The organism is Halomonas icarae (assembly GCF_009901955.1).
GTDB classification, from domain to species: domain Bacteria; phylum Pseudomonadota; class Gammaproteobacteria; order Pseudomonadales; family Halomonadaceae; genus Halomonas; species Halomonas icarae.
The window spans coordinates 1431821-1446465 of record NZ_WUTS01000001.1 but is presented as its reverse complement, the minus strand read 5'-3'; the positions used below and the strand labels follow the sequence as shown (position 1 = coordinate 1446465).

The window sequence follows — 14645 nt, the reverse complement described above, 5'->3', positions numbered from 1 at the left end:
TGAAAGTCAGCAAGCCTAGCAGTCCGACTCACGGCGGCAAACCCTGGTGGCGCGCATTGAAACCCGACGCCTCCGCCCGCATCTTAAGGAAGGACCCCACTTTCTTCCCGAGGTATGCATGTCCCGCAACCCCCTGCTCGAGACCCATGAGCTCCCTCCCTTCGAGGCCATTCGCCCCGAGCACGTGGTGCCAGCCATCGATGAGCTGCTCGCCGAGAACCGTCAAGCCATCGAGACACTGGTCGAGCGGGCCGAACGGGAGTCGCCCAGCTGGCAGAGCCTCGCCGCTCCCCTGGAGTCGCTGAATGACCGCCTGTCGCGAGCCTGGTCGCCGGTCTCCCATCTTAATGGCACCATGAACAACCCCGAGCTGCGCGAGGCCTATCAGGCCTGCCTGGGCAAGCTCTCCGACTACAGCACCTGGCTCGGCCAGCACGAGGGACTGTTCCGTGCCTGGCAGGCCCTCAAGGAGGGAGCGGCCTGGGAAGCTCTCGACGCGGCCCAGCGGCGCACCGTCGACAACACCCTGCGCGACTTCCGCCTCGCCGGCGTCGATCTGCCTGCCGAGAAGAAGCGCCGCTATGGCGAGATCAAGGCGCGACTCTCCGAGCTCTCCAACACCTTTTCCAACCAGCTGCTCGATGCCACCCAGGCCTGGCACCTGGAGCTCGCCGACGAATCACGCCTGGCCGGCCTGCCGGAGAGCGCCCTGGCCACCCTGCGTGCCAATGCCGAGGCCAAGGGGGAAACCGGCTACCGCATCACCCTGGACTTCCCCAGCTTCTTCCCGGTGGTCACCTACGCCGATGACCGCGAACTGCGCCGCGAGGTCTACACCGCCTTCGTCACCCGCGCCTCGGATCAGGGCCCCCACGCCGGCCAGTACGACAACGCCCCGCTGATGGAGGAGATACTCGCCCTGCGCCACGAGCTGGCCCGACTGCTGGGCTTTGCCACCTACGCCGACTACTCGCTGGAGACCAAGATGGCCGAGTCTCCGACCGAGGCACAGGGTTTCCTCGAAGACCTGGCCACCCGAGCGGTTCCCCAGGCCCACCAGGAGTTCGCAGAGCTCGAGGCCTTCGCCGGTGAGCAATTGGGCATGAACCATCTCGAGCCCTGGGATATCGGCTACGTCAGCGAGAAGCTCCGCGAGGCGCGTCACGCCATCAACGAGGAGCAGCTGCGCCCCTACTTTCCCGCCCCCCGTGTGGTCGAGGGGCTGTTTCAGGTCGTTGGGCGCCTGTTCGGCATCACCTTCCGCGAGGACGAGCAGGCGCCGCGCTACCACCCCGACGTGCGCTTCTTTCGCATCCTCGAGAACGGCGAGGCGATCGCCGGCTTCTATCTGGACCTCTACGCTCGCGAGGGCAAGCGCGGCGGTGCCTGGATGGATGAGTGCCGGGTGCGCCGCCACGAGGGTGACGCCCTTCAGCTGCCGGTGGCCTATCTGACCTGTAACTTCACCCGTCCGGTGGGCGAGCGCCCGGCGCTGTTGACCCACGACGAGGTGGTCACCCTGTTCCACGAATTCGGCCATGGCCTGCACCATATGCTGACGCAACAGACCATCGCCGATATCTCGGGCATCAACGGCGTGGCCTGGGATGCGGTGGAGCTGCCCAGCCAGTTCATGGAGAACTACTGCTGGGAGCGTGAAGGGCTCGATCTGATCGCCGGTCACGTCGACAGCGGGGAGCCACTGCCCGGCGAGCTGCTCGAGAAGCTGCAGGCGGCCAGGAACTTCCAGTCCGCCATGGGCATGGTGCGCCAACTGGAGTTCTCGCTGTTCGATCTGCGCCTGCACCACGAGCTCGAGGCCCCCTCTGCCAGCGAGATCCAGGCGCTGCTCGATGCGGTACGCGATGGCGTCTCGGTGGTGCCCAGGGCCTCCTTCAACCGCTTCCAGAACGGCTTCGGTCACATCTTCGCCGGCGGCTACGCGGCGGGCTACTACAGCTACAAGTGGGCCGAGGTGCTCTCCGCCGACGCCTGGAGCGCCTTCGAGGAAGCGGGCATCTTCGACCCCGAGACCGGGGGCCGTTTCCGCAGCGAGATCCTCGAACAGGGCGGCGCCCGCGACGCTGCCGAGCTTTTCCAGGCCTTCCGCGGCCGCGCGCCCAGTGTCGAACCGCTGTTGCGCCATAGCGGCATCACTGCCGGTTGACCCAACGTCATCCCCGCCTCGGCCCACGGGCCGAGGCTTACAGGAGTCTTCATGGCCAACCAGAAACGCTCTATCGCCGGTGCCATCTGCCCACGTTGTGCCGATGTGAACGAACACCGTATCCGCGCCGGGCTCTCCGCCTTTCAGTGCCGGTAACAACAGGAGTCCATTATGGCCACCCAGAAACGCTTTATCGCCGGCGCCATCTGTCCACGCTGTGCCGAGATGGACCGTATTCGCAGTTGGGAACAGAACGGCATCCGCTACCGCGAGTGTGTCAGCTGCGACTTCTTCGAGCAGCTGCCCATCGAGGAGCAGGCCGCCCCTGAGCTAGCCACCCGTATTGATCGCACGCATCGGGAGGAGCCCACCGAGGACTTCCAGACGGTCAAGATCATCGACCCCAAGGGCTAAAGACGCGGCTCCCCGCTCCGCTGGCCGGCTCATACAGCGCGACCGGGGATCCATCAGTCGATTGCGATTGATTCAAATCAATGCTTCCCTCTTCACGCCATTCGACCCATGCCTCGGCATGGGTCGAATGGTATACGTTGAATGGAACGGCATTGATCGCAGCCACGGGCCTGCCGCGAAATGCCAGAATGACACGGTATCTCTCGGGCATCCGCGTCCGAGTTATCACTAACCCCATGATGGAGCTATGCCATGCGCCTACTCTCCACCCGCCTGCTCGCCGGCACCGTCGCCGGCACGCTTCTGGTAGCCGCCTCCGCCGCCGCCCAGGATCGCAGTGACTGGCCCGAGAACTTCACCGTCGGCACCGCTAGCCAGGGCGGCACCTACTTCGTCTACGGCTCCGGCTGGGCCAACCTGATCGCCGACGAGCTGGGTCTCTCCGGCGGGGGTGAAGTCACCGGCGGTCCCAACCAGAACCTCGCCCTGGTCCACACCGGTGATATCGCCCTGGGACTGACCACCATGGGGCCCGCCGCCGAGGCCCTGGCCGGCGAAAGCCCTCTCGCCCCGGGGGTACCGCTGGACAATGTCTGCGCTCTCTTCCCGATGTACGAGACACCGTTCTCCATCACCACCCTGGCCGATAGCGATATCGAGTCGATTGCCGACATCCCCGACGGCGCCAGCATCGGCTTCGGCCCGGCGGCCTCGACCTCCGACACCTACTTCCCGGCCATTCTCGAGGAGCTGGGTGTCGAGTTCGATCGTCGCAACGGCGGCTGGAACGACCTGGGCGGCCAGCTGCAGGATGGCCTGATCGATGTCATCGCCTTCGCTGCCGGCATCCCGATCCCTGCGGTCAGCCAGCTCGAGGTGCAGACCGATATCAATATCGTCGAGTTCACCGAGGAGGAGCAGGCCAAGGTACTCGAGGCGTTCCCGGTATCGCCCTTCATGATTCCGGCCAGCACTTACCAGACCCTGGAAGAGGATGCCCGCGCCGTCTCGATGTGGAACTTCACCATCGCCGGCTGTGATCTGCCCGAAGACTTCGTCTACGAGATCACCAAGCTGAGCCTGGAGAACAACGACAAGATGATGGATATCCATCGCAGTGCGGCCACCAGCATTCCGGAGAACTTCCAGTACAACACCGTGCTGCCCTTCCATCCGGGCGCGGTACGCTGGTACGAGGAGAACGGCTACGAGATCCCCGATAACCTGAAGCGGTAACCACGCATGACCCTGACGCCGCCCCGGATCGCCTAGCGACCCGGGGCGGCATGCCTGCCGTCCGTTCCACACCCAAGGGTGTTTTCATGTCCCAACATCCCGAATCCCGCGACGACACCGGCACCGACGATGTCGTCGAGGTCGTCAATGCCGAAGGCGTCGACGAGGCCGCCGTCGAATCCAATCGGCGCCTGTATACCGGCTGGCAGTGGCTGCTCTTCGGTGCGCTGGCCATCGCCTATTCGCTGTTTCACCTCATCTCGCTCAACGTCTATCCCCTGGAGACCTGGTCATTTCGCATCCTGCACATCGCCGGCGCGCTGATACTCGGCTATGGCCTCTATGCCGGCACCCGCTTCGCCGAGCATGACCGCGAGCGCTCCCCCGCCTGGATGCGCTGGCTGAGCTATGCCCTGCTGGCGCCGGCCCTGTATGCCCTGGTGCGCGTGGCCATGATGTACCAGGCAATGAACGATGGGGCCATGCGCATCGCCCCGGCGATCGAGGCTTGGCACTTCGGCTATCCGCTGATCCTGGCCACCGCCGCCGGCATCGGGCTCTCCTGGGCCTATCGCCAGGTACGCGAAGCCCTGTCACCCGCCGACCTGGTGCTGATGGTCTGCGCCCTGGCGGTGGCCGGCTACCTGCTGGTGATGTTCAACAGTCCGCTGCGTGCCTCCACCGGCACCCCGTTTGCCCCCATGGGCATCTCCTATGCCGCCATCGCCGGCTCGCTGCTGATCCTCGAGCTGACCCGGCGGGTTGCCGGCCTGGCCCTGGTGGTCATCTCGGCGATCTTCCTGCTCTATGTGTTCGCCGGCCCCTATCTGCCGGGCTTTTTGGGCTACCCCGGGCTCTCCGTGGGCCGCTTCTTCAGCCAGGTCTACACCGACGCCGGTATCCTGGGGCCGACCACCGCCGTCTCCTCCACCTATATCATCCTGTTCATCATCTTCGCCGCCTTCCTGCAGGCCTCGAAGGTGGGGGACTACTTCGTCAACTTCGCCTTTGCCGCCGCCGGCCGTGCCCGTGGCGGTCCGGCCAAGGTGTCGATCTTCGCCTCGGGCCTGATGGGCATGATCAACGGCACCTCGGCCGGCAATGTGGTCTCCACCGGCTCGCTGACGATCCCGCTGATGAAGAAGGTGGGCTACCCGTCACGCAGCGCCGGCGCCATCGAGGCCGCCGCCTCAACCGGCGGACAGATCATGCCGCCGATCATGGGGGCCGGCGCCTTCATCATGGCCGAGGTCACCGGCATCCCCTACACCGAGATCGCCGTGGCGGCCCTGATTCCCGCCATCCTCTACTTCCTGTCGATCTACTGCATGGTCGACTTCGAGGCCGCCCGCAAGGGCATGCGCGGCATGCGCAAGGAGGAAATCCCCCAGTTCCGACGGCTGGTCAGGCAGATCTACCTGTTCGCACCGATCATCATCCTGATCGCCGCCCTGTTCATGGGCTACTCGGTGATCCGTGCCGGCACCCTGGCCACCGCCTCGGCGGCCGTGGTGAGCTGGCTCACGCCCCACAGGATGGGCATCCGCGCCATCCTCAAGGCGCTGCAACTGGCCGGCGCCATGTCGATCCAGATCATCGCCGTGTGCGCCTGCGCCGGCCTGATCGTCGGGGTGATCGCCCTGACCGGGGTCGGTGCGCGCTTCTCCTCGCTGCTGCTGGGCCTGGCCGGGGTCAGCCAGCTGCTCGCGCTGTTCTTCGCCATGTGCATCTCGATCCTGCTCGGCATGGGCATGCCCACCACCGCCGCCTATGCGGTGGCCGCCTCGGTGGTCGCCCCGGGCCTGATCAGCATCGGTATCGAGCCGCTGGTCGCGCACTTCTTCGTGTTCTACTTCGCGGTGGTATCGGCGATCACGCCTCCGGTGGCCCTCGCCTCCTATGCCGCGGCGGGCATCTCCGGCGACAACGCCATGGGCACCTCGGTGGCCTCGTTCAAGATCGGCCTGGCCGCCTTTATCGTGCCCTTCATGTTCTTCTACAGCCCCGCCATGCTGATGGAGGGCACCTGGGTGCAGATCCTGCGGGTCGGCGTTACCGCCACCCTGGGCATCATCCTGCTGGCCGCGGTGGTACAGGCCTGGTTCTTCGGCCCGGTGAAGAGCTGGCAGCGGGTGGTGATGCTGATCGGTGCGCTGTTCATGATCTACGGCGGCATCGTCACCGATATCGCCGGCCTGGCGATCGGCGCCGGCCTGGTCCTGATGCAGCGCCGCCTGCATGGCAAGGGCGGAGGAGGCGGATCACCGGCCTCCACCGCCGGCTGACGCTTCACCGTAACGCAGCACGCGAAGGGCCCCGCCGGATGGCGGGGCCCTTCGCGTTCCCTGACCGGTAGTCCAGGGCAGGCACTGCCGACCTCAGCCGACGATATTGTCCACAATCTTCAGGCAGGGGGCGGCCTGGTTGAGGGTGTAGAAGTGAAGGCCTGGCGCGCCTCCATCGAGCAGGCGTTGACAGAGGCGAGAGATCACCTCTTCACCGAAGGCCGCGATCGACTCACTGTCATCGCCATAGGCCTCCAGCTGCTTGCGCATCCAGCGCGGAATCTCGGCGCCACAGGCATCGGAGAAGCGCGCCAGCTTGGTGTAGTTGGTGATCGGCATGATCCCCGGGATGATGGGCGTATCGACCCCCAGGGCCTGGGCCCGCTCCACGAAGTGGAAGTAGGCATCGGCGTTGAAGAAGTACTGGGTAATGGCGAGGTTGGCACCGGCCTTTACCTTGCGCGCGAAGTTCTCGACATCCTGCTCCAGGCTGGGTGCCTGGGGATGCGACTCTGGATAGGCGGCCACGGCGATCTCGAAGTGATCACCGCTCTCCTCACGAATAAACTCGACGAGCTCGTTGGCATAGCGAAATTCGCCGACGCCACCCATGCCTGAGGGCAGATCACCTCGCAGGGCCACCAGGCTATCGATGCCCTCCTCACGGTAGCGAGCCAGCAGCTCGCGCAACTGTCCCTTCTCGCTACCGATGCAGGAGAGATGAGGGGCGGTCGTGATGCCCGCCTCACGTACCTGGCGCACGGTAGTCAGGGTACGGTCCTGGGTGGATCCCCCAGCGCCATAGGTCACCGAGAAGAAACGCGGTCCACGCTCGGCCAGAGCGTCGCGCACACCGACCAGCTTCTCGCGACCGGCCGCGGTGTTGGGCGGGAAGAATTCGAAGCTGATACCCAGTGGGTGCTGCTGCGTGCTCATCGGATTTCCTCATGAAGCGTCTGCATGATGTGATCATTGTGACGAGTCGCCACCCTACCCACCAATGAAAGATTCGTGGCCTCATATCGATTTCATTCAAGTTGGCATCCGCCAACACCACGGGCACCATGATGCCCCTGAGCCATCAGACAAGGATTTTTCATGCATGCCATCGACCCCGGCGCCCTGATGGGCCCGTTGTGGATACTGTTGAGCTACGTCGCCCTGGGCTGGCTGGCCGCTCGCCGACTGGCGGTGGACCCGCGCCCCATCGCGACCCTGCTGATCTATCTGGTGGCCCCCCTGACCTTCTTTCGCGGCCTGGTTCAGGGCGGTCCCACGCCCAGCTACCTGCTGCTGAGCCTGGCCGCCTTCATCACCGCCAGCCTGCTCGCCCTGCTGGTGCACCGCCTGACCCGGCATGCCTTTCTCCCTCAGGAGAGCGCGCTGCTGGCCTTCTCCGCCGGCACCGGCAACACCGGCTACTTCGGCCTGCCGGTGGCCCTGGTGCTGCTGCCGCCGCAAGGGGTCACCCTCTATCTGTTCTGCGTACTAGGCATAACCCTCTACGAGTTCACGGTGGGCTTCTACCTGAGCGCCCGGGGGCAATTCTCGGTCGCCGAGAGCCTGGCCAAGATCGTGCGGCTGCCACTGACCTATGCCTTCCTGGCGGCACTGGTGGTCAGCGGCCTGGGCCTGACGATACCGGCGCCCGCCATGGAGGGATTAGCGGTATTCCCCGCCACCTACACCCTGCTGGGCATGATGATCATCGGCATGACCCTGGGCAGGGTCAGCATTCGCGAGCTGGATGGCCGCTTTATCGGCGTCTGCGTGGCGATCCGTTGCGTGCTCTGGCCGCTGCTGGCGCTGGGCGCGGTGCTTCTGCTCCAGGCCATCACACCGCTCTCGCGGGAGCTGGCCATGGCCATGCTGCTGCTGGGAGTGGTACCCATGGCCGCCAACGTGGTGGTGGTGGCCATGGAGCTGGGCATCGCCCCGGGCAAGGGCGCCCAGGCGGTGCTGATCACCACCCTGGCCGCGCCGCTGCTGATACCGCTCTACCTCGGGCTGATGCTGCCACTGGTAGCCGGCTGAGCGGCGCTCTCCTCACGACGGGCGTAGCGCTGGGCCAATACCGCGCAGACCATCAGCTGAATCTGGTGGAACAGCATCAGGGGCAGCAGCGCGGGGCCGATGGCGCCGCCGGCAAACAGCAGCTGGGCCATGGGCACGCCAGTGGCCATGCTCTTCTTGGAGCCGCAGAACACGATGGTGATCTCGTCCTCGCGACTGAAGCCCAGGCGCCGCGCCAGCCAGGCGGTCAGCCACAACACCAGCGCCAGCAATACGCAGCAGGTAAGGGTCAGCGCCGCCAGCTCTCGGGCGGAGACGGTCTGCCATAGCCCGCCCACCACCGAGGCGCTGAAGGCGGTATAGACCACCAGCAGGATGGAGCCCTGATCGACCCCCACCAGCCAGCCGCGGTTGCGGGCGATCCAGTCGCCGGTCCAGGGGCGCGACAGGTGGCCCAGCACGAAGGGCAGCAGCAGCTGCAGGCCGATCTTGCCCACCGCATCGAGGCTCACCGCGGCCTCGCCCACTCCCTCGGCATCCAGCAGCAGTGTCAGCAGCAGCGGTGTCAGGCCGATGCCGATCAGGCTCGAGGCCGAGGCACTGCACACCGCCGCCGACACATTGCCCCGTGCGATGGAGGTGAAGGCGATCGCCGACTGAACCGTGCCCGGCAGCGCACATAGATAGAGCATGCCGATATACAGCGGCAGACCCAGCAGTGGCAACAGCAGCGGCTTGAGCGACCAGCCGATCAGCGGAAACATCACGAAGGTACAGGCGAACACCAGCAGATGCAGTCGCCAGTGGGTAGCGCCGGCGATGATCGCCTGACGCGACAGCTTGGCACCGTGCATGAAGAACAAAAGCGCGATCGCCAGCCGGGTCAACCAGACGAAGAATACCTCCCCCGCTCCCTGGGCCGGCAGCAGGGTGGCCACGGCCACCACCGCCATCAGCAGCAGGGTGAAGGTATCGAACAGGGTACGCAGTCGCGACAACATGAGTGCACCTCGAGTGACAGAAGGGCCATGACCGAAGGGATCGCCACAGGCTATCCTGAACGGTCACGTCGTTTTCACGCCAACAAGACACCATGTATCGACAAACGGACATCCCACACCCCGAACCGACGCGTCTCGGCGAGCTGAAGCGCCTGCCCCGCCCGCTCTATGGCCATCGCGAGACGCTGCCCAACCGCGCCATCCCACGCCGCCATCGCCACCCCTGGGCCCAGCTCTCCTACGCCGCCCGGGGGGTGGTCGAGGTGGCCACCCCCGAGGCACGCTTCATCGCCCCGCCCGACCGCGCGGTGTGGATCCCCCCCGGCCGCCTCCACGGCGTACGCTGCTCCCGCGACAGCGAGATCCGCAGCCTCTATCTCGATCCGGAGGCCTGCGACCTGGAGTGGCCCGACTGCCATGTGCTGGAGGTGCAGCCGCTGCTGCGCGAGCTGATCCGCGCCTTCGGGGAGCTGCCGGTGCTCTATGACCGGGAGGGCGCTGACAACCGGCTGGCCCAGGTGCTGCTGGACCGTCTACGGGCCGCCCCCCGGGTGCCGCTGATGCTACCCTGGCCCCGCGAACCCCGCCTGACCCGGTTATGTCAGCGCATCCAGGAACGCCCCGATGCGCCCCACCGGCTCAGCGATCACGCCCGCCGGCTAGGGGTGGCCGAGCGTACCCTGAGCCGCGCCTTTCGCGCCCAGACCGGGCTCGGCTTTCGCCGCTGGCGCCAGCGCTGCCGGCTATTCGCCGCCCTGCCCCGGCTGGAAGCCGGGGAGCGGGTCACCGACGTCGCCCTGGCCTGCGGCTACGAGAGCCTGTCGGCGTTTATCGCCGCCTTTCGCGAGGAGTTCGGCAGAACTCCCGGGGAGCTGGTTAACCGGGCCCCTCTTTAGCGCGGGCCATTCATTCAGTAACGCCGACCATTCAATAACGATAGTGGTCAGGCTTGAAGGGGCCATCCGCCGGCACGCCGGTGTACTCGACCTGGGCCTCGGTCATGCGGGTGATCACACCACCGAAGCCTTCCACCATATAGCGAGCTACCTCCTCGTCGAGGTGGCGTGGCAACACGCTCACCCCCAGCGCCTCGCTCTTCTCTTCGGCCGGCAACTCGGCGAACCGCCCCCGGTAGAGATGCAGCTGCGCCAGCACCTGGTTGGCGAAGGAGCCATCCATCACCCGGGAAGGGTGTCCGGTGGCGTTGCCCAGGTTTACCAGGCGTCCCTCGGAGAGCAGCAGCAAATAGTCGCGGCTGGTGGGATCGAAGTCGCCCGGCCTGCTGTCGCGATAGACCTTGTGCACCTGGGGCTTCACCTCCTCCCAGTGCCAGTGGCGGCGCATGTAGCCGGTGTCGATCTCGCTGTCGAAGTGGCCGATATTGCACACCACCGCCCCTGGCTTGAGGGCCTGCAGCATGGTGGCATCACAGGCGGCGATATTGCCGGTGCAGGTCACCACCAGATCGATCCGGCCCAACAACTCACGGTCGATGCTCTCCACGCCCCGATTGATGCCACCGACATAGGCAGAGACCACCTCGAAGCCGTCCATACAGGCCTGCATCGCGCACAGCGGGTCGATCTCCGCAATCCTGACGATCATCCCCTCCTGACGAAGCGACGCCGCCGACCCCTTGCCCACATCGCCGTAGCCCACCACCAGTGCCTGCTTGCCGGACAGCAGATGGTCGGTGGCGCGCTTGATGGCATCGCTAAGCGAATGGCGGCAACCATACTTGTTGTCGTTCTTCGACTTGGTCACGGCGTCATTGACGTTGATGGCCGGCACACGCAGGGTGCCGGCGCGCAGCATCTCCTGCAGCCGATGCACGCCTGTGGTGGTCTCCTCGCTGATACCATGAACGGCATCGAGCAGCTCCGGGCGCTTCTCGTGCAGCAACAGGGTCAGGTCGCCGCCGTCGTCGAGCACCAGATTGGGCGTCCAGCCGTCGGGGCCGGCAACGGTCTGTTCGATGCACCACCAGAACGCCTCCTCGCTCTCCCCCTTCCAGGCAAATACCGGGATGCCGGCGGCGGCAATGGCCGCCGCGGCATGGTCCTGGGTGGAGAAGATATTGCAGGAGGACCAGCGCACGCTGGCCCCTAGATCGACCAAGGTCTCGATCAGCACCGCGGTCTGGATGGTCATGTGAATGCAGCCGGCGATACGGGCCCCGGCCAGTGGCCGAGCATCGCGATACTGCTCACGGATCGTCATCAGCGCCGGCATTTCGGTCTCGGCGATGCGTATCTCGCGACGCCCCCAGTCGGCCAGGGCGAGATCGGCAACCTTGAAGTCCTGCTGGGCGGGAGTGGTCACGGCGGGCTGGTTCATGGGCGCACCTCGTCACGTGCTGAAAGCGTGACCTTCACTATAGGCGGCGATTCCGGCGACCGACAATCAACGCCCGTACCCGGCGACCCCAAGTTCGCCAAGCCGCTCGGCGAGGCGCCGCACCTCCGGGTGGGCGAAGAACTCGCCAAGCTCCTCGGCGCGCCCCGGCCCCACACCGGGCATGGCTCCCCAGTCGTCTTCGGCGTGACGCTCCAGGGTGTGCCAGTCGGCCGGCAGGGCGGCCTCTACTCCGGGCGGCGCTCCCAGCGCCTGCAGCCAGCGCGCAAAGGGCGCCTCCTCTGTCGTCGCGAAGAGCCCCACCAGAGTGTCGGCTCGGCGCTCGCCGATGCCTCGGGCGCGGCGCAGCGCCTGTCGATCCAGCTCCAGCCAGTCGAGCAGCCCCTCGACCAGCCCCGCCTCGACCAACGCTTTCCAGGTTCCCAGGCCGACGCCGGTCATGGCCAGCCCCTGATCGCCGGACAACCACTCAAGCCGCGCCAGGAATTGCTCCTCACAGCCCGGCACCAGGCGTAGACAGCTCAGGGCGTGGTAGCGTGCCGGGGACGGAAGCACCAGCGGGCGACGCTCGACAGTGCGCCAGGCCACGCCCTCAAGGCGCGGGATGGTCAGTCCGGCCAGGGCGATAACGACGTGATCCCCGGGGCGAATGTCCAGCGCCTGCCAACGGGAGAGCGATCCCACGCTGACTCGGCGGATGGTGCGCCCCTCGAGCGTCACCGGGTGCAGGTGGAGCAGCGGGGTGATGCGCCCGGTACGGCCGATGCGAAACTCCACCCCACGCACCTCGCCCAGTGCCTCCCGGGGCGGATGCTTCCAAGCCACCGCCCACTCCGGCGGCTCGGCCCGCCAGGCCTCGGCGGGTGGCCGCGAGGCCTGACGCAGCACCACCCCATCGGTGGCGAAGGGCAGCGGTCCCTGAAACCAGGCGCGTCGCCACTGCTTGACCGTGGCCAGATCCGCTACCGGATGGGTAAAGCCCAGCGTATCGACAAAGCCGAGCCTCGAGAGCCCCGCCAGGCGCTCGCCCATATCGGCCGGACCGTCGGGCCAGTCCCAGATAAACACCCCGACCCGGCCCGCGTCGTCAGCGTTCAGCACCCTGCGCGCCATCAGGCCGCTGATCTCGGCACGCGCCCCGGCATCGCCGCGCTCGGCCTGCACATGCCCCTCCCGACGCAGGTAGAGCTCCCCCTGCAGCACGCCATCGAACGACTCGGGCAGCAGAGCTGGCACCGACGGCAGGCGCCGCACACGCTCGGTCCAGTCCTGTCCGGTCACCCCATCGCCGCGACTGATCGCTGCCGCCAAGCGGCCATCACGATAGACCAGGGTCACCGCCACCCCGTCCACCTTGGGCTGGATCCAGGCGTCGGGCCGGCGCATCAACCAGCGTCCCACGGCAGCGGCATCGGCGAGCTTGGCAAGACCGGTCTGGGCGACGGGGTGAACGCCTTCGCCCGCGGGATAACTCGCCATTTCCGGCGCGGGCACCCGATCGGGAAAGCAGCGCCGCCAGGCCTCGAGCCGAGCCCGGGCCTGATCGTAGATATCGTCGCTCACCAGCGACTCGCCACGCCGGAAGTAGGCGTCGTCCCACTCGGCCAGGCGAGCCAGCAGCGCGGCGACGGAATCCGGCGAGGGCGGTGACGTGCAGGAAGCAGAGGCAACCGGCACGGCCAGAAGAAGGGCTAGCAGGCAGGTCAGGTGCAGTGAGCGCGAAAGGCGAAGTAGGTGCATGGGCGGCACCTCGGCGAGGGGCTTGCTCTTACCCTAGCAATGGGCCCCGCCCGCTACTGCCGGCGGGGCCCATCATCTCGCGTAGGCCTGAGCCTATTGCATCAGGCTTTTCCTAGAGACCGGCGGCCTGGCGCAGGGCCGCGGCCCTGTCGGTCTTCTCCCAGGGGAAGGCCGTGAAGGTCTCGGTGTGCGGCTGCCCCTCGGTATCGGTCCAGGTGTAGGAGGTCTCGAAGGGCTCACGGCCGAAGTGACCGTAGGCCGCGGTCAGCCGATACATGGGGTGCAGCAGATCGAGCATGCGAGTGATGGCGTTGGGCCGCAGGTCGAAGTGCTCACGGACCAGCTCGATGATCCTCGCCTCATCCACCTTGCCGGTTCCGAAGGTGTTGATGGCGACCGAGGTGGGCTCGGCCACGCCGATGGCGTAGGAGACCTGGATCTCGCACTTGTCGGCGAGCCCTGCGGCGACGATGTTCTTGGCCACGTAACGACCGGCGTAGGCGGCACTGCGGTCCACCTTGGACGGATCCTTGCCGGAGAAGGCGCCACCACCGTGGCGGGCCGTGCCACCGTAGGTGTCGACGATGATCTTGCGGCCGGTCAGGCCACAGTCGCCCACCGGGCCGCCGATCACGAACTTGCCGGTCGGGTTGATATGGTACTTGGTCTCGTCGGAGAGCCACTCGGCAGGCACCACCTGCTCGATGATCTCGCGCCGAACCATCTTGCGCAGCTCCTGCTGGTCGATCTCAGGATCATGCTGGGTGGAGAGCACGATGGCATCCACGGCGCAGGGCTTGCCCTCGGCATCGTAGCGGAAGGTGAGCTGACTCTTGGCATCCGGGCGCAGCCAGGGCAGCAGGCCCTGCTTGCGCAGTTCCGCCTGGCGCTCCACCAGACGATGGGCATAGTGAATCGGCGCCGGCATGAAGGAATCGGTCTCGTTGGTGGCGTAACCGAACATCAAGCCCTGATCGCCGGCACCCTGGTCCTCGGGCTTGCTGCGGTCGACGCCCTGGGCGATATCCACGCTCTGCTTGCCGATCAGATTGAGCACACCACAGGTCAGACCATCGAAGCCGACATCCGAGGAGGTATAGCCGATACCGGTAATCACCTCGCGCACGATCGCCTCCAGGTCGACCCAGGCGGAGGTGGTAATCTCGCCGGCGACGATCGCCACGCCGGTCTTGACCAGAGTCTCACAGGCCACACGCGCCTGCTTGTCGCGGGCGATGATGGCGTCGAGCACGGCATCGGAGATCTGATCGGCGATCTTGTCCGGGTGCCCCTCGGAGACGGATTCAGAGGTAAACAGGGAGTATTCGCTCATGGCGTCCTCGACCGTGGAGTCACGGATGTCACAACAAGTCACAAAAAACAGGCCGCGGTGGGCCTCATATTGGGGCCAAGAGTCTACACGCTGGCAGGTGG

The 14645-nt window shown here is 66.3% G+C and carries 12 protein-coding genes; 7 read left to right on the top strand and 5 right to left on the bottom strand.

What is annotated here, in order from left to right; genetic code table 11:
- Positions 1-118: 118 nt before the first annotated feature.
- From prlC to GRB80_RS06745, 5 genes are all read left to right on the top strand, one after another.
- A complete protein-coding gene (gene prlC / locus GRB80_RS06760; RefSeq protein ID WP_161422997.1) occupies positions 119-2167 on the top strand; it encodes an oligopeptidase A in 2049 nt (682 codons plus the stop codon).
- Positions 2168-2218: 51 nt separating this feature from the next.
- Positions 2219-2323: a YheV family putative metal-binding protein gene (locus GRB80_RS16340; RefSeq protein ID WP_237561931.1), complete on the top strand. Its 105-nt coding sequence runs from the start codon at positions 2219-2221 to the stop codon at positions 2321-2323.
- A gap of 15 nt (positions 2324-2338) precedes the next feature.
- Entirely contained in the window at positions 2339-2581 is a 243-nt protein-coding gene (locus GRB80_RS06755) for a YheV family putative zinc ribbon protein (protein WP_132041567.1), read from the top strand.
- 252 nt (positions 2582-2833) lie between these two features.
- Positions 2834-3817 carry a TAXI family TRAP transporter solute-binding subunit gene (locus tag GRB80_RS06750; RefSeq protein ID WP_132041568.1) on the top strand — a complete coding sequence of 328 codons (984 nt, stop codon included), beginning with the start codon at positions 2834-2836 and terminating at the stop codon, positions 3815-3817.
- An 86-nt stretch (positions 3818-3903) separates the two neighbouring features.
- On the top strand, positions 3904-6102 hold the full coding sequence (locus GRB80_RS06745) for a TRAP transporter permease (protein ID WP_161422996.1): 2199 nt from the start codon (positions 3904-3906) through the stop codon (positions 6100-6102).
- A gap of 93 nt (positions 6103-6195) precedes the next feature.
- On the opposite strand, the gene metF is transcribed toward GRB80_RS06745, so the two are convergent.
- Positions 6196-7038 carry a methylenetetrahydrofolate reductase [NAD(P)H] gene (metF, locus tag GRB80_RS06740; RefSeq protein WP_132041570.1) on the bottom strand — a complete coding sequence of 281 codons (843 nt, stop codon included), beginning with the start codon at positions 7036-7038 and terminating at the stop codon, positions 6196-6198.
- Between the two features lie 162 nt (positions 7039-7200).
- Here metF and GRB80_RS06735 point away from each other — a divergent pair, with 162 nt between their 5' ends.
- Positions 7201-8136, top strand: coding sequence for an AEC family transporter (locus tag GRB80_RS06735; protein WP_161422995.1), 936 nt, complete (start codon positions 7201-7203; stop codon positions 8134-8136).
- Here the strand turns inward: GRB80_RS06735 and GRB80_RS06730 are convergent.
- Positions 8100-9116 (bottom strand): bile acid:sodium symporter family protein, encoded by a 1017-nt coding sequence (locus GRB80_RS06730; protein WP_132041572.1) that lies wholly within the window; start codon positions 9114-9116, stop codon positions 8100-8102. The two genes, GRB80_RS06735 and GRB80_RS06730, sit on opposite strands and share 37 nt — an antisense overlap.
- Before the next feature lie 92 nt (positions 9117-9208).
- On the opposite strand from GRB80_RS06730, the gene GRB80_RS06725 reads away from it, so the two are divergent.
- On the top strand, positions 9209-10012 hold the full coding sequence (locus GRB80_RS06725; RefSeq protein WP_161422994.1) for an AraC family transcriptional regulator: 804 nt from the start codon (positions 9209-9211) through the stop codon (positions 10010-10012).
- 31 nt (positions 10013-10043) lie between these two features.
- Here the strand turns inward: GRB80_RS06725 and ahcY are convergent, their stop codons facing one another.
- The 3 genes from ahcY to metK all read right to left on the bottom strand — a co-directional run bounded on the left by ahcY (position 10044) and on the right by metK (position 14544).
- Positions 10044-11453 (bottom strand): adenosylhomocysteinase, encoded by a 1410-nt coding sequence (gene ahcY, locus GRB80_RS06720; protein WP_161422993.1) that lies wholly within the window; start codon positions 11451-11453, stop codon positions 10044-10046.
- A gap of 66 nt (positions 11454-11519) precedes the next feature.
- Positions 11520-13211 (bottom strand): NAD-dependent DNA ligase LigB, encoded by a 1692-nt coding sequence (gene ligB / locus GRB80_RS06715; RefSeq protein ID WP_132041575.1) that lies wholly within the window; start codon positions 13209-13211, stop codon positions 11520-11522.
- Between the two features lie 112 nt (positions 13212-13323).
- A complete protein-coding gene (gene metK / locus GRB80_RS06710; RefSeq protein ID WP_161422992.1) occupies positions 13324-14544 on the bottom strand; it encodes a methionine adenosyltransferase in 1221 nt (406 codons plus the stop codon).
- Positions 14545-14645 lie beyond the last annotated feature (101 nt).

Coding starts and splice junctions, on each gene's coding strand:
- prlC (WP_161422997.1), top strand. CDS start 119: ATGTCCCGCAACCCCCTGCTCGAGACCCATGAGCTCCCTCCCTTCGAG.
- GRB80_RS16340 (WP_237561931.1), top strand. CDS start 2,219: ATGGCCAACCAGAAACGCTCTATCGCCGGTGCCATCTGCCCACGTTGT.
- GRB80_RS06755 (WP_132041567.1), top strand. CDS start 2,339: ATGGCCACCCAGAAACGCTTTATCGCCGGCGCCATCTGTCCACGCTGT.
- GRB80_RS06750 (WP_132041568.1), top strand. CDS start 2,834: ATGCGCCTACTCTCCACCCGCCTGCTCGCCGGCACCGTCGCCGGCACG.
- GRB80_RS06745 (WP_161422996.1), top strand. CDS start 3,904: ATGTCCCAACATCCCGAATCCCGCGACGACACCGGCACCGACGATGTC.
- metF (WP_132041570.1), bottom strand. CDS start 7,038: ATGAGCACGCAGCAGCACCCACTGGGTATCAGCTTCGAATTCTTCCCG.
- GRB80_RS06735 (WP_161422995.1), top strand. CDS start 7,201: ATGCATGCCATCGACCCCGGCGCCCTGATGGGCCCGTTGTGGATACTG.
- GRB80_RS06730 (WP_132041572.1), bottom strand. CDS start 9,116: ATGTTGTCGCGACTGCGTACCCTGTTCGATACCTTCACCCTGCTGCTG.
- GRB80_RS06725 (WP_161422994.1), top strand. CDS start 9,209: ATGTATCGACAAACGGACATCCCACACCCCGAACCGACGCGTCTCGGC.
- ahcY (WP_161422993.1), bottom strand. CDS start 11,453: ATGAACCAGCCCGCCGTGACCACTCCCGCCCAGCAGGACTTCAAGGTT.
- ligB (WP_132041575.1), bottom strand. CDS start 13,211: ATGCACCTACTTCGCCTTTCGCGCTCACTGCACCTGACCTGCCTGCTA.
- metK (WP_161422992.1), bottom strand. CDS start 14,544: ATGAGCGAATACTCCCTGTTTACCTCTGAATCCGTCTCCGAGGGGCAC.